This window comes from Deltaproteobacteria bacterium, from assembly GCA_020845775.1.
Classification (GTDB): Bacteria; Bdellovibrionota_C; UBA2361; order SZUA-149; family JADLFC01; genus JADLFC01.
This window is the reverse complement of record JADLFC010000057.1, coordinates 1-18,809: the sequence shown is the minus strand read 5'-3', so window position 1 is coordinate 18,809 and position 18,809 is coordinate 1. Positions and strand designations below refer to the sequence as shown.

20 protein-coding genes are annotated in these 18,809 nt (G+C 47.7%); 16 read left to right on the top strand and 4 right to left on the bottom strand.

The window, feature by feature from the left end; genetic code table 11:
• Together IT291_04015 and IT291_04010 are read right to left on the bottom strand one after the other, a co-directional pair.
• The coding region (locus IT291_04015; protein MCC6220390.1) for a hypothetical protein at positions 1-902 on the bottom strand (902 nt) is incomplete at its 3' end.
• A gap of 60 nt (positions 903-962) precedes the next feature.
• A complete protein-coding gene (locus tag IT291_04010) occupies positions 963-2,036 on the bottom strand; it encodes a glycosyltransferase family 2 protein (GenBank protein ID MCC6220389.1) in 1,074 nt (357 codons plus the stop codon).
• A gap of 417 nt (positions 2,037-2,453) precedes the next feature.
• On the opposite strand from IT291_04010, the gene IT291_04005 reads away from it, so the two are divergent.
• The 16 genes from IT291_04005 (at position 2,454) to IT291_03930 (ending at position 18,148) form a co-directional block, all read left to right on the top strand.
• On the top strand, positions 2,454-3,545 hold the full coding sequence (locus IT291_04005) for a sigma-54-dependent Fis family transcriptional regulator (protein MCC6220388.1): 1,092 nt from the start codon (positions 2,454-2,456) through the stop codon (positions 3,543-3,545).
• Positions 3,545-4,567 (top strand): hypothetical protein, encoded by a 1,023-nt coding sequence (locus IT291_04000; GenBank protein ID MCC6220387.1) that lies wholly within the window; start codon positions 3,545-3,547, stop codon positions 4,565-4,567. Before IT291_04005 ends, IT291_04000 begins: the two co-directional genes overlap by 1 nt.
• Entirely contained in the window at positions 4,568-5,326 is a 759-nt protein-coding gene (locus IT291_03995) for a HAMP domain-containing histidine kinase (GenBank protein MCC6220386.1), read from the top strand.
• Positions 5,319-6,683, top strand: a complete 1,365-nt coding sequence (locus IT291_03990) for a sigma-54-dependent Fis family transcriptional regulator (protein MCC6220385.1) — start codon at positions 5,319-5,321, stop codon at positions 6,681-6,683. Before IT291_03995 ends, IT291_03990 begins: the two co-directional genes overlap by 8 nt.
• A 211-nt stretch (positions 6,684-6,894) precedes the next feature.
• Positions 6,895-7,299 carry a flagellar basal body rod protein FlgB gene (flgB, locus tag IT291_03985; GenBank protein MCC6220384.1) on the top strand — a complete coding sequence of 135 codons (405 nt, stop codon included), beginning with the start codon at positions 6,895-6,897 and terminating at the stop codon, positions 7,297-7,299.
• A 3-nt stretch (positions 7,300-7,302) separates the two neighbouring features.
• Positions 7,303-7,743: a flagellar basal body rod protein FlgC gene (flgC, locus tag IT291_03980; protein ID MCC6220383.1), complete on the top strand. Its 441-nt coding sequence runs from the start codon at positions 7,303-7,305 to the stop codon at positions 7,741-7,743.
• Between the two features lie 35 nt (positions 7,744-7,778).
• The gene (fliE, locus tag IT291_03975; GenBank protein ID MCC6220382.1) at positions 7,779-8,111 is read left to right on the top strand and encodes a flagellar hook-basal body complex protein FliE; all 333 of its coding nucleotides are present in this window, start codon (positions 7,779-7,781) and stop codon (positions 8,109-8,111) included.
• 26 nt (positions 8,112-8,137) lie between these two features.
• Complete coding sequence (gene fliF / locus IT291_03970; protein ID MCC6220381.1) at positions 8,138-9,808, top strand: flagellar M-ring protein FliF; 1,671 nt, start codon at positions 8,138-8,140, stop codon at positions 9,806-9,808.
• Between the two features lie 19 nt (positions 9,809-9,827).
• On the top strand, positions 9,828-10,838 hold the full coding sequence (gene fliG, locus IT291_03965) for a flagellar motor switch protein FliG (GenBank protein MCC6220380.1): 1,011 nt from the start codon (positions 9,828-9,830) through the stop codon (positions 10,836-10,838).
• Between the two features lie 32 nt (positions 10,839-10,870).
• A complete protein-coding gene (locus IT291_03960) occupies positions 10,871-11,704 on the top strand; it encodes a hypothetical protein (protein MCC6220379.1) in 834 nt (277 codons plus the stop codon).
• A 6-nt stretch (positions 11,705-11,710) separates the two neighbouring features.
• On the top strand, positions 11,711-13,054 hold the full coding sequence (locus tag IT291_03955; protein MCC6220378.1) for a FliI/YscN family ATPase: 1,344 nt from the start codon (positions 11,711-11,713) through the stop codon (positions 13,052-13,054).
• Positions 13,055-13,095: 41 nt separating this feature from the next.
• Positions 13,096-13,551 carry a flagellar export protein FliJ gene (gene fliJ / locus IT291_03950; protein MCC6220377.1) on the top strand — a complete coding sequence of 152 codons (456 nt, stop codon included), beginning with the start codon at positions 13,096-13,098 and terminating at the stop codon, positions 13,549-13,551.
• Positions 13,552-14,553, top strand: a complete 1,002-nt coding sequence (locus IT291_03945) for a MotE family protein (protein MCC6220376.1) — start codon at positions 13,552-13,554, stop codon at positions 14,551-14,553. It abuts the gene before it with no gap.
• 163 nt (positions 14,554-14,716) lie between these two features.
• Positions 14,717-16,078, top strand: a complete 1,362-nt coding sequence (locus IT291_03940) for a flagellar hook-length control protein FliK (protein ID MCC6220375.1) — start codon at positions 14,717-14,719, stop codon at positions 16,076-16,078.
• 15 nt (positions 16,079-16,093) lie between these two features.
• A complete protein-coding gene (locus tag IT291_03935; GenBank protein MCC6220374.1) occupies positions 16,094-16,789 on the top strand; it encodes a hypothetical protein in 696 nt (231 codons plus the stop codon).
• 84 nt (positions 16,790-16,873) lie between these two features.
• Positions 16,874-18,148 carry a flagellar hook protein FlgE gene (locus IT291_03930; protein ID MCC6220373.1) on the top strand — a complete coding sequence of 425 codons (1,275 nt, stop codon included), beginning with the start codon at positions 16,874-16,876 and terminating at the stop codon, positions 18,146-18,148.
• A gap of 29 nt (positions 18,149-18,177) precedes the next feature.
• On the opposite strand, the gene IT291_03925 is transcribed toward IT291_03930, so the two are convergent.
• Together IT291_03925 and IT291_03920 are read right to left on the bottom strand one after the other, a co-directional pair.
• The gene (locus tag IT291_03925; protein ID MCC6220372.1) at positions 18,178-18,579 is read right to left on the bottom strand and encodes a PIN domain-containing protein; all 402 of its coding nucleotides are present in this window, start codon (positions 18,577-18,579) and stop codon (positions 18,178-18,180) included.
• On the bottom strand, positions 18,576-18,728 hold the full coding sequence (locus IT291_03920) for a hypothetical protein (protein MCC6220371.1): 153 nt from the start codon (positions 18,726-18,728) through the stop codon (positions 18,576-18,578). Before IT291_03920 ends, IT291_03925 begins: the two co-directional genes overlap by 4 nt.
• Between the last annotated feature and the right edge of the window lie 81 nt (positions 18,729-18,809).

The following is an 18,809-nucleotide window of genomic DNA, read 5'->3' as shown; positions in this document are numbered from 1 at the left end:
TTTGGTTCGGAAGACTCCTGAATGCAACCAATTCTCGCCCGCGATATTACTAGGGAATCAAAATAGCGCTCCTGCTCAGCCGGCGAGCCAGCATTGAAATAGTTCGAGAAAAAGACAGTGTTGATTCCAAACTCTCGCCAAGAACCTATCCAGTCGATATTTGGCGAACGCGCCTCGAGAGTGTTGTCGAGCCAAAATTCAAAAATGCCGTTTAATTCGCCAGCAGTGTTTAACTTTACATGAGCCTCTAAGCAATACCATTTGCCGTCGTCAAGTTTCGTCTTGCCCTTTGTCACCCCAAGCCACTTTAGATTCTCAAAATCATTCCACTTCGTGCTAACTAGTTCGTTCCCTTGTGCGCCGCTCGCGGGATCCAGTATCAATACCTCGCGGCTCGTATCATCTATCCAAACATGCGCAATCATTGCCTGAGCCCAATTGGGATTAGCAAAGATAAAGGCGCGCGTAAATTTATCAGGCCGTCCCTGAAAATTATCTTGAAGCTTAAAATAATAGCGCCAAAAAATTTCCTCAAAATGTTCGTCTTTGTAACTCTGACTATTAACGGGGTTGCGTCCAAATGTGCGCATGAAGTGACCGGCATCGTCCTCGCCTTTCTGCCATTTAGCACCTAGTGAGTACTCTCCATGTGCGCTCTCGCTAGAAATGCGCTTCATGTCACCTTCGTCGCCATCAAAATCGAAATATCTGCTAGCTAGCGGTGGAGTATCGCTTTCAAAATCATCGCACCATAACCATTCGGGATGTTTAAGTGCATAATTGTAGCACTCGTCATCAGTTTCTAAGGTGTATGCCTCACTTGGCCAATTAAAGATTATAAAGGCAAAAAAAACATTTAGGTACAAACGCACGGAGCTGATACGCCATTTGTAACACTTCATAATAGGACTTCCTCCAAGCAAAGGCTAGAAAACACTCTCCTGTATCAAAGCGCTACTGAACTACCTGCCAGTCCTCCTTCTACCGACTCGACCTAAAAGAAAATCGATACAACTATCGCGGTGCGCTCTAAAAATCTCGCGCTGGGCATCATTGCGGGCTGCCTTCAATGCTCGCTGCGCACGCAACAAATCCTTAAACATCACTCGACAGACAAATTTTAGTCGACTAATGCCGCGAGAGTGCTTGTGCCAAAATAACATAGTCGACCTATTGTAGTAATAAACCATGTTACTGCTCTTTTTGCCGTCTTCATCAAAATCATGCCACACCACGCTTTCCGGTGTATAGAGGAGCTTAAAACCCTCCTCCCTCATCCGAGTACACCAGTCGGTCTCCTCAAAATACATAAAATACATTTCGGGTAAGTAACCTATCTTGTCTATTGCTAAACGAGAAACCATTAGTGAGCAGCCCGGCAAGTAATCGCACTCTCTCATATCATCGTACTGTCCTTGATCGATCTCGCGCCACCCCAGCATCTGAACTTCTCGCTTGGAAAAATCAACTTTTCCACCAGCGCCCCAAATTAAATCCAAATTGACGATTTCGTTTTCGCGTTTGTGCCGTTTAGAGAAACGCGGATACAATACCTTACTACCTACAGCACCGCACTCTGGATGATTGGCAAAACATTCCACTAGATGAAAAAGCGCATTACTGTCTACGGTGACATCGGCATTGACTAACCAAAATAATTCGGCTCCACAATTTCTTGCATAGTGAAGTCCAATGTTGCTACCGGCAGCAAAGCCGTTATTTTCAGGACTGCGAATTATCTTAACGCGCGGGCTACTTATCGCATTCTGAAGCATAAAGCCCGAACCATCAGGCGAGTTGTTGTCTACAACCACCACCATTAGATTTTCATAGCTGCTCGCTAAAAGCGACCTTACACAAGCACAGGTATCGTCAAAGGAGTTGTAGCTAACAATCACAGCCCAAACGCTAGGTTTCGTTGCTAGTGCCTCCACCAAGATATTTATATCCTTCGCTATCTCCATAAAGTGGTATTCTGCCGAAGAAGGGGCTTGCAGACAAGCTTCTCGTTCTTTAAGACAGTCGGAGGTCAGCATTGTTTCGCCTACTTGGGCTCGCCTTTTATGACGCACGACAAAAAGGTCATTATTTTGACGTCGTAATTTTGGCGCTTTTGTGGCAGCTAGTCAATACTTTGAACTTTTTTCAAGGCTAATGTTCTTGCTTGCACGTTTTTAGCTGGGACTAACCGACACGCTAGCTCACTTAAACCTTCTAAAAGCAGTCGATGCGTTATTTTTTTTTGAGATTCGCAGATCGTCTTATTTTTTTCGAGTAGCAAAAATAAGCGATTATTCTCGCCCAATTAGTTGCCAACAAAAATCAGAGATGGCCGCAAATTAAATTTAAAAGTTAGCCCCCATGCCAATTTGTCGACATTTTTTGTTTCTTTGGTATGACCTTTGCCATCAAACTGACACAGGGTTATTTCTCGGCTTGTTGGAGGTTTTTTAATGTTTGAGCAAATTATAGAAACATCTACGCAACAACCAATAGGTACTTTTTCTGAACCTATAAGATCAGCGCGGCAGAATGCCTTTGACTGCATAGTTACGGCTCATCCCGAGATGAGAAAGGTGTTTTACATTGCTGAAAAGGTAGCTGCCGCAAGTAGCACAGTATTGCTGTTAGGCGAAAGCGGAACAGGAAAGGAGCTAATTGCTCGGGCAATTCACGACTTAAGCGGCAGGAAAGGGCCATTTGTGCCGGTTAACTGCGGAGCAATTCCTGATAATCTGCTGGAAAGCGAACTCTTCGGCTATGAAAAAGGCGCATTTACAGGTGCCGTCACCTCAAAAATTGGCCGCTTCATGTTAGCCAATAACGGAACAATTTTCCTCGACGAAATCGGTGAGATGAGCCCCCACCTGCAAATTAAGCTCTTGCGGGTTTTGCAGGAAAGAGTAGTTGAGCCAGTAGGCGGTCTCAAGGCTCAACCAATAAATGTGCGCATTGTAGCGGCAACTAATGTCGATTTGCTAGATCAGCTTCGCGACGGCAAGTTTCGCGAGGATTTGTACTATAGGCTGCAAGTAGTCCCAATCGAGATTCCGCCGCTTAGAGAAAGAAGGACTGATATCGAAATGCTAGCTAACTATTTTAGCTATGCCTTTGCCGAACAAAATGCCTGCAAACCACTTGTCTTTAGCCCTGAAGCAATGGAGAGTTTTAGGCAATATCCTTGGCCAGGAAATGTTAGAGAGTTTGAAAATCTAATCGAGCGCCTGACGATACTACATGACGCTGACGTAGTTCAGGTTGCGGATCTGCCAGACCATATAGTTAATTTCACGAAGCCCTACAACACAGCGGTCAAGTACGCCGTGTTGCCAAATGATGGACTGGACTTTAACGCCGTCGTTGAGGAATTTGAAAATGACCTAATCCTTCAAGCGCTGCAACGCACCGGTGGCAACAAAAAGGCGGCCGCCAGATTACTAAGTTTAAATCGCACTACTCTAGTGGAAAAGATCAAGAAAAAAGGGCTAGAGTACGCGGATGAAGAGGATAATAACGAGGCAGCAGGTCAAGCACAGGGCAGGTGATGTTGCAGGTAAAAGTCGCAAATCACTGGGTGGTCGCCATACTGTTCGAGCTAACGGCAGTAGTGGCGCCGATCGGCACGACAAGAACAGTGGCTGCCGAAATACTCTCCCAAAGCGTAGCCGAAGTTACTAGCGACCGCACCTCGGCCTACGATAGCGTATCCCAGCTATCACGCGACGGTAGGCATTTCGACGCACTGGCGGCTTTTCTAGAAAGAGAAAACGAAGTAGAGGTCAATTTGCCAGATCGGCTAGCCGCAGCGCGAAGCGCTTGGGCACTGGGCCATGCGGAGCAGGCGCGTAGCATTTGGGATGATATTCTCGCCGACTCTCTTCTGTTCACAAAAGATCCCGCTACGAAATACGACGTTTTGTTGTCGCGCGCCATCATGGAATTGCAGGAGCGACGCTACGAAGAGGCGCGAGTCTTTGCTGAAAAAGGAGCCGGGGAGTTAGGCCCATCGGATCTGCGTTCACAATTTTGGTTAGTCATTGCTGAAAGCTTGGCAGAGCAGGGAATTGGAAGTCAAGCGGAAAAGTACTATAGGTTGGCCATAGGGGATGGCAGTGATGGTTCTAGCGATGAGGCGCGATATCTCCTAGGAATATGTCAACAGCGGGCGGGCAAGTTAGATGAGGCCCGGAAACAGTTTGCCGATATCCCGCTAGATTCGGAGTTTGCGCCAAAAGCTCTGCGGAGACTAATCGAAGTCGATTACGCCAAACGCGATTACGAGGCGCTCATGACTTGGTTGATGGAGGCAAAGCGGAGCTATCCTGCTGTGTTGGAGGATGCCTGGAGTGCCTACGTGGAGGTAAAAGCCTTGGTAGAGACAGACAAACTAGAGGAGGCTCGAAATGCGCTGGCGCAGTTTAAAAAAAGGTATTCGGAGAACGACCGGTGGTTTGTCATAGCCGAAGCTACCTTAAATGCCGAGTTAGTTAGGGCTGCGTATGCGGAAAGCCCGAACGGAACTGCCACCGGCATGACACCTCGCGAAGCAACGAGGAGTGCAAAATAGATGCATATTGGCACGCATGTCGAGAGAGACCGCTCAAAACGCTTAATGGCAATGGGACAAATGGCAGCGTCGCTAGCTCACGAGATTCGAAATCCACTCGGCAGCATGGAATTATATTGTAGTTTGCTAAAAAGGGATTTAGCAGGTCAGCCAGAACCGTTTCAGCTAGCAGATAGAATTTATCAGGGTATAAAGGCTCTGGATCGAGTAATATCAAACTGCCTTCAGTTTGCACGGGACATACAGCCAGAGCGACAAATAGTAAAGGATGTAGGCGAGTGGATTAGCGAAATCGTAAGCGCGGTTAGGCCACAAGCAACTATTAATGGCGTGGCACTTGGCTGCGAAATTCTCGGCAATCACAATGCTTGGATCGATAGCCATTTAATTGAGCAAGTAATATACAACATAATCCTAAACGGCATAGATGCCGTTGTCGAGTATAAGGCAAGTAGCAACAGCGCTGCCGATTATTTGCCGGCAGTGTCTATCGTTAGCGATGCGTCATCGAAGGAGTTCTGGCGAATAGACGTAGTCGATAACGGCGGCGGGATACCAGCGGAACTAAGAGAGCGAATCTTTGATCCCTTTTTCACTACAAAGACAAAAGGGACTGGTTTAGGACTTGCTGTTGTGCATTCTATTGTTGCGGCTCATGGTGGCCATATAGAAATCGAACGCGTCGGGGGCGAGAAAACGAAGTTCTCAATCTTCATCCCAAGCTGCCACACTATAACGAGGAAGGAAAGCGATGTCTGAAAGAGCGCGCATTATAATCGTAGATGACGAAGTACAAATGCTTCTCGCTATGGAGACGGTGTTGATAAGGCTAGGGCACGAAGTTAGGAAATGCAATAGCGCGGCTCAGGCTCTGGAGCTGTTGGCGCTGGGCGAAGTGGATCTACTAATCTCAGATTTGAAAATGCCAGAGGTTACGGGAATTGAGCTTTTAAGCAGATGTGCAAAACTGTATCCGCGGCTGCCGGTAGTGATAATTACGGCGTATGGCACTATAGGGCAAGCTGTGGAGGCTATGAAAAATGGCGCATTTGATTTCATCACCAAACCTTTTTCGGCCGAGGATCTCGAGGCAGTTGTCGCACGAGTAATAAATCCGCCCAAAATAAATCCCAAAAAAGGCAGTCTTATTGAGGATCACACTAGGGAAGTAGCAATTATTTCTAAAGATCCCAGCTTGCGAAGAGTGCTCGAGATCGCGACTACCGTGGCACGTAGCCGAGCCAGTGTCCTCATACAGGGCGAATCTGGGACTGGTAAGGAGCTCATTGCTAAACTAATTCATACGAGTAGCGATCGCGCCGATGGACCGTTTGTAGCCGTCAACTGTGCAGCTTTGCCGGGGAGCTTATTAGAGAGTGAGCTGTTTGGACATGAAAAGGGCGCGTTTACAGGGGCGATAAGTTCCAAAATGGGAAAGTTCGAGTGTGCCAATGGCGGCACTATATTGCTGGACGAGATTTCGGAGATGGAGGCGGTGTTGCAAGCAAAGTTGTTGCGCATTCTTCAAGAGCGAGAGGTAGATCGCGTAGGTGGTCAAAAGCCAATTCCAGTCGATGTTAGAGTAATTGCTACGACTAATCGCGATATTCGACAGTCGATAAGGAAGGGAGAGTTTCGGGAGGATCTGTATTATCGACTAAATGTCATTCCACTGTTCGTACCACCACTGCGTGAACGTCGAGGAGATATTCCGCTGCTAGTGGAGCACTTTATAAGAAAATACTCTAAATCTTCTCCCAGGAAGGTCAGTAAAGCGCTAACGGAAAAACTTGAAAAGTATCACTGGCCGGGAAATGTGCGCGAGTTGCAAAATGCCTGCGAACGCGCAGTGTTGCTTTCATTTGGCAATGAACTCGAGGCTGAGCACTTTTTTGTGGGCTCAATTCCCAGCCCGCAAGCGGCCGGAGATGAGGAGCTGCATCTGCAGTCCGGCATGTCGGTAGCAGAGGCAGAGAAAAAATTAATATTGGAAACACTTAGAGCCAATGGGAACAACAGGACTAAAGCTGCAGAGCTGCTAGGAATTAGCATTAGGACTCTTAGAAATAAGCTTCACGAGTACGGTGAAAGTAGTAAAGATAGTGGCATTGATTGACACGCTGAGATAAACCCTTGACGCAAGCTGAGTGCTCGCGAGGGTAATCGAGCCATGAAAAGTGCGAGGGCGATATTAAGTTATGGAAAAGCATTAACTTTCTGTGGCTATCATGGTGTCAGAGTTTAGGCACGATTATTGCGAAAGGGTTTTGTGAGGGCGAGTAATGAGGTGTTGATTGCTGCAGCAGTGCAGTAAAAGGAGTAGAGCTATGAAACTATTTGATGAAAGTTATTCAGCAATGGAGAAGGCGCTGGATCTAAGATTCAAGCGCCATACGGTGCTAGCAAGTAATATTGCCAATACCGAAACGCCAAATTTTCGAGCGCGAGAGGTAGATTTTGCTGGAGAATTAAAGAAGGCAGTAGACGGGGCTCAGCAAGCTCTCGCGAAGACAAATCCGGGACACATGGACGTTACGTCCGCTGAGGGGAACTCGCACATTGTATACGATAATGCTACTGCCATGGGAGCGGATGGAAATAATGTGGATTTAGACATTGCGATGGGTAAGATTTCCGAAAATGCGCGAACCTATTCGGGCGTTGCGAATTATTTATCGATGAAACTTAGATTACTTCGGCAAGTAACTCGCGGTGGAACGGGAGGCGTATAGTAAATGTTTAGTACAATCTTTGACATTGCTGCAAACGCAATGAGCGCGAACCGGCTTCGCATAAACACTATTGCGAGCAATATTGCCAATGCTGAAACTACGCAGACAAAGGAAGGCGGGCCGTATAAGCGAAGAGACGTAGTGTTTGCAGCAACCGATGTAGACACCAAGGAGGCGTTTAGCAATACACTCGATCAGGCAACTCTTAAAGGTGTAAAAGTGGCTGCTGTGACTAAGGACGATAAGCCACCTAGAATGATCTATGATCCCGGGCACCCGGACGCAGATCCACTTACCGGCATGGTGGCAATGCCCAACGTGAATCCAGTAACGGAAATGGTGAACTTACTAACGGCGAGTGCTGCATATAAAGCCGCATCGGAAGTAGTCAATGTGACGAAGGATCTAGCGGCAGCAGTTAGGCGGCTAGGCGAAAGAGTGTAGAGCAATAGATAAGGCATATCAAAGAGCAAACTGCTATGAAGGACATTTCGACATTAGAAGGCTTTAAACCGATTAGTGGGCTAAAGCCCCTGGGTGGCAATAGGGATCTGCTGAATGAGACCGATGGAACGGATTCTGGAGAAAAGACGCCCTTTGTGGATTTTCTTAAGGACAGACTCTCGCAGGTTAACGATTTAGGCCTCGACGCAGATAAGAAAATGGAAAGTGCGCTGCTGGGCGAGGAGGTAAATCCGCACGCGACTATGATTGCCATGCAAAAGGCCGACATAGCTTTTAGCCTTTTACTAAGCGTCAAGCAGCGCCTGGAAACCGCCTATCAGACGCTAATAAGAATGCCAATAGGATAGATACTTCGCATGGGTGAAAGATCATTATGAAATTTGATATCGGTGCAGTATTTGCTCAGCTAGTATCTCTCTATGCGCGGCTTCCGCTGGCCCAAAAAATAGCCTTGCCACTTCTAATGGGAGCTAGCGTAATGCTAGTAGTCTTTGTCTCTCGTTGGGCAACCAAGCCGGATTATGCAGTGCTGTTTTCCGGACTTGAGGAGGGCGATGCTGCTGGCATAGTTGAGCGCCTTAAGGATCAGAAAATAGGCTATCGCCTGCGCGACGACGGAAGAACCGTAGAAGTGTCTCCACCAGAATTGGTCCACGAACTGCGCTTGGAAATGGCTGCTGGGGGCCTGCCCAAGGGGAAGAGTGTCGGTTTTGAGGTGTTAAGTGATGGAGCTTTAGGGCGAACGGGTTTCGTGGAAATGTTAAACTATATGCGAGGACTGCAGGGCGAGTTAGAGCGAACTATTCAGTCCATAAATGCCGTAAAGAGCGTGCGCGTGCACATCACGAACCCCAAGCGTTCGGTGTTTGTCAAGCGCGACGTGTTGCCAACCGCTTCGGTTCTATTGAAGCTAAAGGCTGGTGAAGAGCTCACTCCACGTCAGGTTAAGGGTATTGCAAATTTAGTGGCAAATAGCGTCGAGCGCCTTACGTCTGATAACGTCACAATACTCGACTCATTTGGAAATATTCTAAACGAAAAGCGCGAAGGCGAGGATTTGAGCGAAATGGATAGTACTAAACTAGAGCTAAAGCGCAAGCTAGAACTCGAGTTGCAGCGCAGAGTTGAAACGATGTTAGGCGAAATACTTGGACAAGGTCGCGCAGTCGCTAGAATCAATACCGAGATGGATTTTAGCAAGTACCAAAAGGAAGAGGAGTCATACGACCCGGCTGGGCAGGTGGTTAGAAGTACTCGCCTGGTGGAAGAAAATGCTGGACTTACTGCGGAAGGAGGAGTTCCAGGCGTTATATCGAACTTAACTAACGATCCAGGTTTGCTGACCCCACCAGATAGCAGTGAAAACGCCAACCTGCGAAAGGAGCGGGTTACTAATTTTGAAATATCCCGCGCCATTAGTAAAACAATATCTGCGTCTGGAAATATTAAGAAACTCTCCGTAGCAGTCTTAGTAGATGGCATTCGCGAAAATGCGTCCTCTAGCGCAGCGGCAGCAGGAGGAGAGGTCAAGCAGGCAATTATACCAGCGTATAAACCGCTCGCTCCCGAAATGCTAAAGAAAATCGAAAATCTAGTTAAACAGGCTGTCGGATACGACGCCACCAGGGGGGATATAGTGACGGTAGAAAATATTCCCTTCTTTGAGCCAGAGGAAACGCTGGCCGAGGCAATAAAAACTGCTGAGGAGGATCAGAAGTACGAAAAATATATTGGATGGATATTGCCTGGCTTGGGAATAATACTTCTGTTTTTAATTCTCTACCCAATGATGCGCTTTCTCATTAGCCCAACCGAGGCCGAGGTCGATTTAAGCCGATTATTGCCAGCAGGAATTGAGGAATTGGAGGCCGAGTTGGAGGCGGAGAGAAAAACACTGGCATCGCTTCCAAGTGAAGCACAGGTGCCGACTGTTGACATACAGGAGTTAGAGGGCCTGTTAAGCGAAAACTCACGAATGGTTAAGGACAATCCTCGCCAGGCCGCGCTTTTAATTAGATATTGGCTTAACGAAGGAGGCTTGTAGTTAGAATGGAGCGGAGGAGATGATTGGCAATAACAGTAAACTAAACGCTGCAGAAAAAGCCGCGTTGGTGCTAATGAGTCTTGGCAAGAAGCAGGCGGCCGAGGTCATGAAGTATTTAAGTGAAAGCGAGGTAAAAAAACTGAGCCGAACATTTATTGCCGTTCAGGAAGTAGATCGCAGTTTGCAGAACGAGGTTGCAAGGGAATTTAACAACATGTTGCAGGCTGCCGAGCGAGTCGTAGTAGATGGACGAGAGTTTGCCCAAGAAGTAATTACCAGCGCCTTTGGTTCAGAGGCAGGCGATGGATTATTACAGTACATTACTGGCAGCAAGAAAGAGCCACTATCGGTATTGCTGCACGACATTCCGCCTAACATCATGGATACCTTCGTGCAGTCGGAACATCCACAGACTACGGCTTTTTTTCTTACCAAGATGCACCCCGAGCAGGCGGCAGAGTTGTTGGGCAAAATGACGGAGGAGATGCAGACGGAAGTACTAGTGCGGATTGCACAGCTTGAAAACGTGAAAGCAGATGTCATCGACGACGTGCGAGAGGTGTTGCGCACTCAGCTTAGAGGTATAAACCTACGAGGTGAGGAGGAGGTCGGGGGGCCAAAAGCGGCGGCGGATATACTTAACTTCGTCGACCGCGATAACGAGGAGCGCATTTTGGGCGAAGTCGAGGAGATGTATCCGGATCTTGCGGAGGAGTTGCGCAATTTGATGTTTACGTTTGAAGACATCAAAAAGATCGACGATCGAGGTATTCAGACGGTGCTTAAAGATGTACCGCGCGATCAACTGGTGCTTAGCCTTAAGACTGCTAGTGCGGAATTGGTCGATCTGTTGCTGCGCAATATCTCTCAGCGTGCAGCGGAAATGCTGCGAGACGATTTGCAGTCGCTTGGGCCTACTAAGCTTAAGGATGTCGTAAAGGCGCAACAGGCAATAGTTGACGTGGTTCGCAAGCTCGATGCTGAAGGCAAGATTACAATAGGTGGCGGCAGTGACGAGGTGTTGGTCTAGTGGAACGGTGCTATTTGGAAAGTTAGATCTCCATGGATAGAGCAGAATCGAGAATCTTGGGACAAGGGGAGCGCGTTAAAATGGAGGTGCGCCCCATCTCTACGTTGGAGTTCGTGGAAACGCCTTATGTCGATACTGCGTGGGAAATCGTAGGCACTCGCGCGACTATTTTGGACTTTGCACCTATGGAACTGAGCGTGGTCAAAACGGCCGTTCGGGGCGCGGATCCAATGTTTGAGCATTTCGGTGCGGACAGAGTTCGAACCGCTGATGATGCAGCGTGGCATTTGCCAGTTGGGGAGCGACCCGATAAGCCGGAGGCGGAATCGCAAGGTGGCATAGATGAGGAAACTCTTATGCGTATGCTTGAAGAGAAATTGGAGGAGGGCAGGAAACTGGGCGCAAAGGAGGGCTACGAGCGAGCACAACTAGATATTGTCGAAAAGTACGAGGTGTTGGCGAAGCAGCGCGCAGAGTTTGAGGAGAAGCTAAACTCTGAAGTGACTCGCTTCCTAACCAATATAGAAAGGCAATCGGTAAAGCTCGCTGTATCTATTGCCAAGAAAATACTCGACACTACGACGCATGCAAAGCCTGAATACATAGTAGAAGTCATTCGCGTGGGGCTAAAGAGTTTAGGTGCGGCCTATCCCATACGGATTCGGGTATCGCCAGAGGATCTGGAATTCATTCAGATAATTGGGCTTCCACCCGAGTTATCGAGCCATGAGCTCGGGGTTGAGTACGTTGCGGACGAGGGTCTAACATCGGGTTGTGTCATAGAGACGGATTACGGTGAGGTTGATTTGGAAATTGACAGGATGTGGGAGCAAGTAGCTGCTGATTTATTTGAGGTGAGTAAATAGGTGGATATCTGGGGGCGAGTAAATTTTGCCTTAGAGCGTTCGAAACCGATAGCCGAGCGAGGCGTTGTAACACAACTTACTGGCCTGATAATTGAAGGCAATGGGCCAGCGGCAAGCATAGGCACGACGTGCAGCATTGTTCAGGATGGAAAAAGGATATTAGCTCAAGTAGTTGGCTTTAGAAAAGATCGCATACTGCTAATGCCTCTCGACGACATGCATGGAATTGCGCCAGGAGCCACAATACTGGCGCATGGACAGGGTAGCAACATAGTTGCAAGCACTCAATTGTTGGGGCGAACTATTAACCCCATGGGCGAGCCATTGGACGATGGTCCAGCATTTACCGATGGCGAGGAGGTGCCGCTTTTTTCTCAGCCGCCGTCTCCCTTAGGTAGAGCGCGCATTGAAAGACCTTATAACACGGGCATGAAGGTTATTAATAGTCTGCTTAGGATTGGCGAGGGACAGAGGGTTGCAATCATGGCTGGGTCTGGTGTTGGAAAAAGCACTTTTTTGGGCATGATAGCTCGCCATGCTCTTAGCTCGGTAAATGTTATTGGGTTGGTTGGAGAGCGCGGCAGAGAAGTGAGGGAATTTATTGAGCGGGATTTGGGCGAGGAGGGTTTGCGGAAAAGTATTATAGTAGTAGCTACTAGCGATACTAGTGCGTTGATGCGGATTCGCGCTGCATTTGTCGCAACAGCCATCGCTGAGTATTTTAGAGATCGCGGCGAGAATGTCACTCTGATGCTAGATTCCATAACTCGGTTCTGCATGGCACAAAGAGAAATTGGACTTGCCGTAGGCGAGCCACCCAGCGCGCACGGATATACGCCATCGGTGTTTGCTATATTGCCAAAATTGCTGGAGCGAGCTGGTACTAAGGTGGGAGCGGGAGCTATAACGGGTTTTTATACCGTCTTGGTTGAGGGAGATGATATGAACGAGCCCATTACAGATGCGGTTCGCGGCATATTAGATGGGCATATTGTGCTAAGTAGGGATTTAGCCGGCAGAGGGCATTATCCAGCCGTGGACGTGTTGCAGAGCATTTCGCGACTCATGCCGGAACTGCTAGACGAGGAAGGCATGCAACTCGCTTATCGCGCTAGACGCGTTCTAGCGGATTATCGAGAGGCAGAGGATCTCATTACAATCGGAGCCTATAAAGAGGGGCAAAATCCCAAGGTAGATTATGCCGTACAGCACATCGATAGACTTAACACTTTCCTCACTCAGATGCCCACGCAGAAGTTTTCCTTAGAAGAGACTGCGCGATTGCTAAGAGCGGTGTTTGCTGAAGAGCAGGCAAATGCCACTGTGGGGAAAGTAGCTAATGTGCGTTAGGCGTGGGAGCATGGAATAGAAGGTGTATGCGCTGAGGGCGAATGAAGAAGTTTAAATTTCGATTGCAGCAGGTATTGAAATACAAAACTCTCATTAAGAAGGAGCATGAGCGCGAGCTGTCGGCTAAACACCAAGAACTTACAGAAGCGGAGGATAGGCTTGGAGAGATTGTGGAGGCGCAAGAGAGAAATGCGCTGTCGTTTGAGAAACCGATTAGGATGGCAGAGTTAGATTTAAAGGCGAGTTATCAGAAGCATCTGCGCGAAGCGCTCGAAAGCCAGCGAAACACGATCGTAGAGGCTATTAAGGCCGTTGAGACTGCCAGGGAGGCATATATCGAGAAGGCAGTGGAGGTAAAGGCGTTAGAAGTTGTTCGCAAGAGTCGACTAGAGGAGCATAAAAAAGAAGTATCGCATTGCGAGCGAGAAGATATAGAAGAGACAGTTGTTCAGCGATATAGATTTTCTAGAGGTGATATAACAAACGAGGAGGAATAAATGGTTAACGGGCACGCTACTAGTAATTTGGAGGCCATAAAAGCCAAAATGACGCCTCAGCAACGAAAGGATATGGCTGAACTGTTGGCTGGTGAACTTAAGAAGCGGCAGGATGCAAAAGTTGCTTCGAGTGTCGGCCGGAAGAATCAGAGTGCCGTTAGAGAGTCGCGTCTTGGCGAGGCGATTTCTGAGGAGCAGCTTAAAAGCATACGGGATGATGTTAACACTTCCGTTACAAGTAAGCGTTTGAAGCAGATAGATAAGGAGCTTGCGGATTTGCGGAGTAAAAAAAAGAAGGAGTCGCAGGGGGATTTTGTAAAAGCGCGCATGCATTGGATTGTTGAGTGTCTATCTAGGCGAAATGCGCTACTGATTGTAGGAGTCGTGGTCTTTGGTTTAGGAAAGCTATTTTTTCTTAGCCGCACAGTCAGTGCAAGCGTAGATGAGCGGCGTATTGCGGACTCAAGTCATAGCGTAGTAAGCAAACAGATTGTGGATGCAGTGCCAATGACGGCTGTTGCTGACAGAGATGTCGTGGAACACCATAAGCCAGAAGGTGAAGAGCCATTTACAGGTGAAGGTGAAGACAGGCGGGCCACGTGGTCGCCTGAGAAAAGGGAGCTCTTAACGCAACTCGACGCTCGACGGGTGCAGTTAGAGAAGCGCCGCATTCAGCTAGATGAGCGAGAGAAGGAGCTAAGGAACCAGGAGGAGGAAATTGCTGGGAAACTTGTGGAGCTAAAAATGGTTGCTCGCAAGCTAGACGAGTATAGGCAACAAAAGGATCACCAATACGAAGCCCGTCTAGAACAGCTTGCCGATGTCTATGGCTCAATGGCTCCGAAGGAGGCTGCGCCTCTTATCGAAAAACTAGAGGAAAACATTGCATTGGCGTTGCTTGAAAGAATGCCTGGAAAGCGCATGGGCCAAATATTAAGCTTAATGTCGGCCGAGCGGGCTGTGGAATTGACGAAAAAATTGACTAGTAAGCAGCTATTGTAACGGCTCGGCAATAACTGCTAGGCAGTTATTGCTCGCCTGTCTGATGAGACTGTCGTTTTGGGCCATTTGCCAGCACCTAAGTGCTTAAAACTAAAGCAGTTATTTCTCTCCTGTGCCCCCACGCGTTTTTGGAATGGTTGTTGCTCTGTAGTGGGAGATGGAAATGGAACAGATAAAGAAGGGCTTTTCCCCAAGTGAGCGTGCTTTGAAAGGTCATGCAGAACTCGAGCAGGACGAGCTAACCGAAAGTCAGTTTATAGAACTTCTGTATGGCTTATCTATGGCGCCCAGCGATGCAGCCACCTCGCCTTCCAATTCCGGTAATTTTAATGACTTCTTACCGCCTATGAATAGTCAGGCGTCGAAAAAGATAGACGAGGATGTTCCCCGAGCAGCCGAAAAGGCTGATTGCGACGAGTTAGACAGCGAGGAGTCTGAGAAAAGTTTTTGCAGGGGAGGCGAAAAACTAGATCGCGTACCGCAAAAAGACGTTAAAGCTGATAGCGAGCTAAGGACACATAAAGAAAAGAGTGAGAATGTGTCGGAAAGCTCAATGCGCGAGAAAGCTCCAGCCATCCAAAGCGACAAGACGCCTTATTTAAATGGAAGGGCTCATGCAGAGACAAGTGAGGTTGGGCGGGAGGTTGTTGAGCAAAAGCTTCTGCCAGAGACAAGTGTGCAAACTGGTATTCAAAACTTAGTCGGCGACGTGACAAACGGAAAGGTTAACAAGCTCGCACTTATGAATCCACAAGCAAGAGGGGAAATTCTTGATGTGGAACAATTTGCAGCAAAATACACTGAGCTATCGCAAAAACTATTTAACGTGTCAGCTAGTGATAATGGTCTTAAGCAAATTGCTGCTCCAATTGATGGCAAGCAACTTCAAAATCTTATTCACAATGCGATTAACGGGACAAGCAGTCCGGATATGGCCGGAAATAATAACAATTTTTATCTACCTCAGGAAAACGCACTTAAGCACCTTGCAATTGCACGCATGAGTGCCGAACCGCTTGTGGCATCGCAACCGCGCGACCTAAAGTCAGGAGTGTTAATGAAGCAATTGCCAGGAGAGGCTCAAACCAAAATTATTGAGCAGATTCAAAAAGCTTTAGAGGTGGCCAACAGCGGTCGCGATACAAATGCATTAGTTGTTAGGTTGGATCCACCGGATTTAGGGCAGGTTACGGTGAAACTGGTCTATAGAAGGGATGAATTGTTTGCTCGCTTTACGCCAGAAAATCCAGAAGTTGAAGCTTTGTTGAGAAGCAAAGTCGCCGATATAAGCTCTATATTATTATCTGGATCGAGCATTAAGGCAGATAATATTCACATTGCTATTGGCAATAGCGAGGCAGATTTGGCTCAAGGACGTTTTGGGCAATTTTTTCGTCGCGAGAGACATGCTAAGGGTGGTAAGGCCACGATTGGTGCGGCAATGTCTAGCTCAGTGGCAAACGAGGAATTCAGAAACGTGCCGAGCGCAGTTTACGCAAACCAAAAAACTCTTTGGGTGGCTTAAAGGAAGCTATTATATATGACTGATGAAGTGAAAATAGGGAGTCTGGGACAGTCCGGCCCCAAGACCAAGGTGAGCGATAGCCAATCGGGGAATAAGGCTTCGACGAGTGGCGCGACTGGAAATATCGGAAATTCAGCCAATATCGGTCAGCAAGAATTTTTGACCTTGCTCGTTCATCAACTGCAAAACCAAGATCCGCTAAATCCCATGGAGAATGAGGAGTTTGCAGTCCAGCTTGCTCAGTTTAGCCAACTCGAGCAGCTCATCTCCATCAACGATACCCTTTCCTCTGGTGCTGGGAATACGACTGGTATGATGGCTTCCTTTTTGGGACACGAGGTGGTGCTAAAGGATCAAAATGTTCACGTAGTCGATAATAGCGGTCCAAATCTGTGGTTCAATGTTCCGCAGGGCGCGAAATCTGGTCGCGTCGATTTTCTAAACGAACAGGGACAGGTTGTTGGTTCTAAAGAGTTAGAGAGTTTAAGTTCGGGTAAGCAGGTGGTCGCACTTAGCGATTTAGCTTTGCCAGATGGAACGTATGCGGTTAAAGCGATCGCGGTGGGTGCAGAAGGGCAATTTGTGAATTTAGATGCGAAGGTGACGGGAACAGTGGATGGTTTTGTGTTAGAACCTGAGCCCGCGTTATTGATAAATGGCGAGCACGTTGCAATGCAAGATGTGGTGGAGGTGTTTCGCGGGAGAGAATAGAGGACAAAAATATTGTCAAAGGAATGAAAGCAAAGGTCGAATGGAAGTGTTATTTAACATCAACGATAAACAGGAGTATAAACTGTGCCAAGTATAATTGATGGACTTTTTGCCGGTCGTTCTGGGATACAATCGCATGGTGTGGCTATTGCTACTGTTGCGGATAATATATCTAACTCTAACACGGTGGGGTACAAAGCTTCGCGGGCGGATTTTACTGATTTACTGCTAGGCAGTCTTGGAGGAGGTGGAACTGGAAACATGGCTGTGGGAAGCGGTAGCACAATATCAAGTGTCACAGAGGTGTTTAATCAGGGGTCGCTGGAATTTACTGATCGCAATCTCGATCTCGCTGTGGATGGCAACGGTTTTTTTGTTTTGGAGGATATCTCCGGGGCGCGTTATTACAGCAGGGCGGGAAACTTAAAAATAGATGCCGATGGATATTTGCGCAACCAAAATGACCTTTATGTTTTAGGGTTCCCAGTAAACGGTTCCGGTGGTTTGGAGCGAATAGCTACGAATCAAATTAGTCAGGAAAACATCGAGAGTCTAAATGTTTTCATTGGTGGCAATTTGGATGCATCCTCGGCCTTGACTGCGCAGCCGGCGGCGGGTGCTACTTACGCCGAATTAAGCGATGCGGCCTCGTTTTCTACTTTCGTCGATGTGTTCGATTCTTTGGGGGCCAAGCACACGGCTACGGTCTTTTTCTATCACACGGCTCCTGGGACTTGGACGGCAAGTACTTTTATCGACGGAGGTGAATTGGCTTCAGGTGGCGCAGGTGCTGGTACGGCTGGCGCAGCTGTGCAAGTTGGAACGGTGGATCTTACGTTTAGCTCTGATGGAACGCGCACTGCTCCGGTAGCTCCAGACTTGCTCATGGGTGCTGACTGGGCAAACGGCGCAACGGATTCGTCCATTGGAGTGTATTTTGATCCCTTTACCCAATATGCCTCACCCTCGAGTATCAGCGAAATATCCCAAGATGGTTCCGGAGCTGGCAATGTGGTTTCTCTCAGCTTTGAAGGCGATGGCACTTTGTTTGCACTGCTCGACAATGGCGAGACTTCTTCCATGGGAACACTAGCACTCGCTGCTTTTGCAAACCCTGAGGGTTTACAACGGCGCGGCGGTTCGCTTTATGCTGAGTCGAACTCTTCAGGAGAGGCCGTTCTAGGAACGCCTCAAACTGGTCGCTTTGGCGCCATCGAAGCGGGTGCTTTAGAATTATCCACCACCGACCTGGCCAGTAACTTCGTGAAGTTAATATCGCTACAGCGAGGATTCCAAGGAAGCTCGCGGACAATTACCACCGTAAATGATCTTTTGCAGGAATTGATAAATATAGTGTAGGCACTAAAGTCAAATTGTTTTAAAAGGTGCTACTGGCCAAGCATTTGTAAGCCGGCTTTGTTGTAAAACTTATCAAAAGAAAAAATGCAATCGAGATCGCAAGTGGTCATGAGTGCTACGTTAAAACAGTCAAACCAAGATATCCCTTTTCTATTTTGACGTTCAAAAATCTTATCGGTCTCTCGTTCTAGCTCGGTAGTTAAAGGCAGTTGTCTGATCTTTTTTTCACGTATTTTTGCTAAAAACGTCTTAGCTGCACTTTGGGAAACGTGATATGACAAAACCGTTACTGCCTCAGGAATTGCGTATGGAGAGATATAAAACGAGGGGTTGTTAACCCTTTTCAGTATATTCAAGGCCTTTTTATGGTTGCTATCGTCAGATTTGGCAAGAGCAACCAGGGCATCGGCATCGACAAGTACTTTTGTCATTTTCTTGCAAGATAAGAATTAAAGTTCTCTGACAGATCTACCGGGCCTCCTGTGATCTTAAGATCGGCGAGATCTTCGAGTGATTCCTTCATCATCGCCTCCTCGTCGGCGATGTGCTTCTCGATAATTGTGCGAATAATTTCCGCCATAGAAAACTGAGTGGCCTGCTTTAATAAAGCGAGTCTATCGTAAATACCCTGTGGAAGGTAAATTTGAGTTCGGCGCATAAT

Excerpts from the sequence above, each read along its gene's own strand:
- IT291_04010 (MCC6220389.1), bottom strand. The coding sequence starts at position 2,036 with ATGCTGACCTCCGACTGTCTTAAAGAACGAGAAGCTTGTCTGCAAGCC.
- IT291_04005 (MCC6220388.1), top strand. The coding sequence starts at position 2,454 with ATGTTTGAGCAAATTATAGAAACATCTACGCAACAACCAATAGGTACT.
- IT291_04000 (MCC6220387.1), top strand. The coding sequence starts at position 3,545 with ATGTTGCAGGTAAAAGTCGCAAATCACTGGGTGGTCGCCATACTGTTC.
- IT291_03995 (MCC6220386.1), top strand. The coding sequence starts at position 4,568 with ATGCATATTGGCACGCATGTCGAGAGAGACCGCTCAAAACGCTTAATG.
- IT291_03990 (MCC6220385.1), top strand. The coding sequence starts at position 5,319 with ATGTCTGAAAGAGCGCGCATTATAATCGTAGATGACGAAGTACAAATG.
- flgB (MCC6220384.1), top strand. The coding sequence starts at position 6,895 with ATGAAACTATTTGATGAAAGTTATTCAGCAATGGAGAAGGCGCTGGAT.
- flgC (MCC6220383.1), top strand. The coding sequence starts at position 7,303 with ATGTTTAGTACAATCTTTGACATTGCTGCAAACGCAATGAGCGCGAAC.
- fliE (MCC6220382.1), top strand. The coding sequence starts at position 7,779 with ATGAAGGACATTTCGACATTAGAAGGCTTTAAACCGATTAGTGGGCTA.
- fliF (MCC6220381.1), top strand. The coding sequence starts at position 8,138 with ATGAAATTTGATATCGGTGCAGTATTTGCTCAGCTAGTATCTCTCTAT.
- fliG (MCC6220380.1), top strand. The coding sequence starts at position 9,828 with ATGATTGGCAATAACAGTAAACTAAACGCTGCAGAAAAAGCCGCGTTG.
- IT291_03960 (MCC6220379.1), top strand. The coding sequence starts at position 10,871 with ATGGATAGAGCAGAATCGAGAATCTTGGGACAAGGGGAGCGCGTTAAA.
- fliJ (MCC6220377.1), top strand. The coding sequence starts at position 13,096 with ATGAAGAAGTTTAAATTTCGATTGCAGCAGGTATTGAAATACAAAACT.
- IT291_03945 (MCC6220376.1), top strand. The coding sequence starts at position 13,552 with ATGGTTAACGGGCACGCTACTAGTAATTTGGAGGCCATAAAAGCCAAA.
- IT291_03940 (MCC6220375.1), top strand. The coding sequence starts at position 14,717 with ATGGAACAGATAAAGAAGGGCTTTTCCCCAAGTGAGCGTGCTTTGAAA.
- IT291_03935 (MCC6220374.1), top strand. The coding sequence starts at position 16,094 with ATGACTGATGAAGTGAAAATAGGGAGTCTGGGACAGTCCGGCCCCAAG.
- IT291_03925 (MCC6220372.1), bottom strand. The coding sequence starts at position 18,579 with ATGACAAAAGTACTTGTCGATGCCGATGCCCTGGTTGCTCTTGCCAAA.
- IT291_03920 (MCC6220371.1), bottom strand. The coding sequence starts at position 18,728 with ATGGCGGAAATTATTCGCACAATTATCGAGAAGCACATCGCCGACGAG.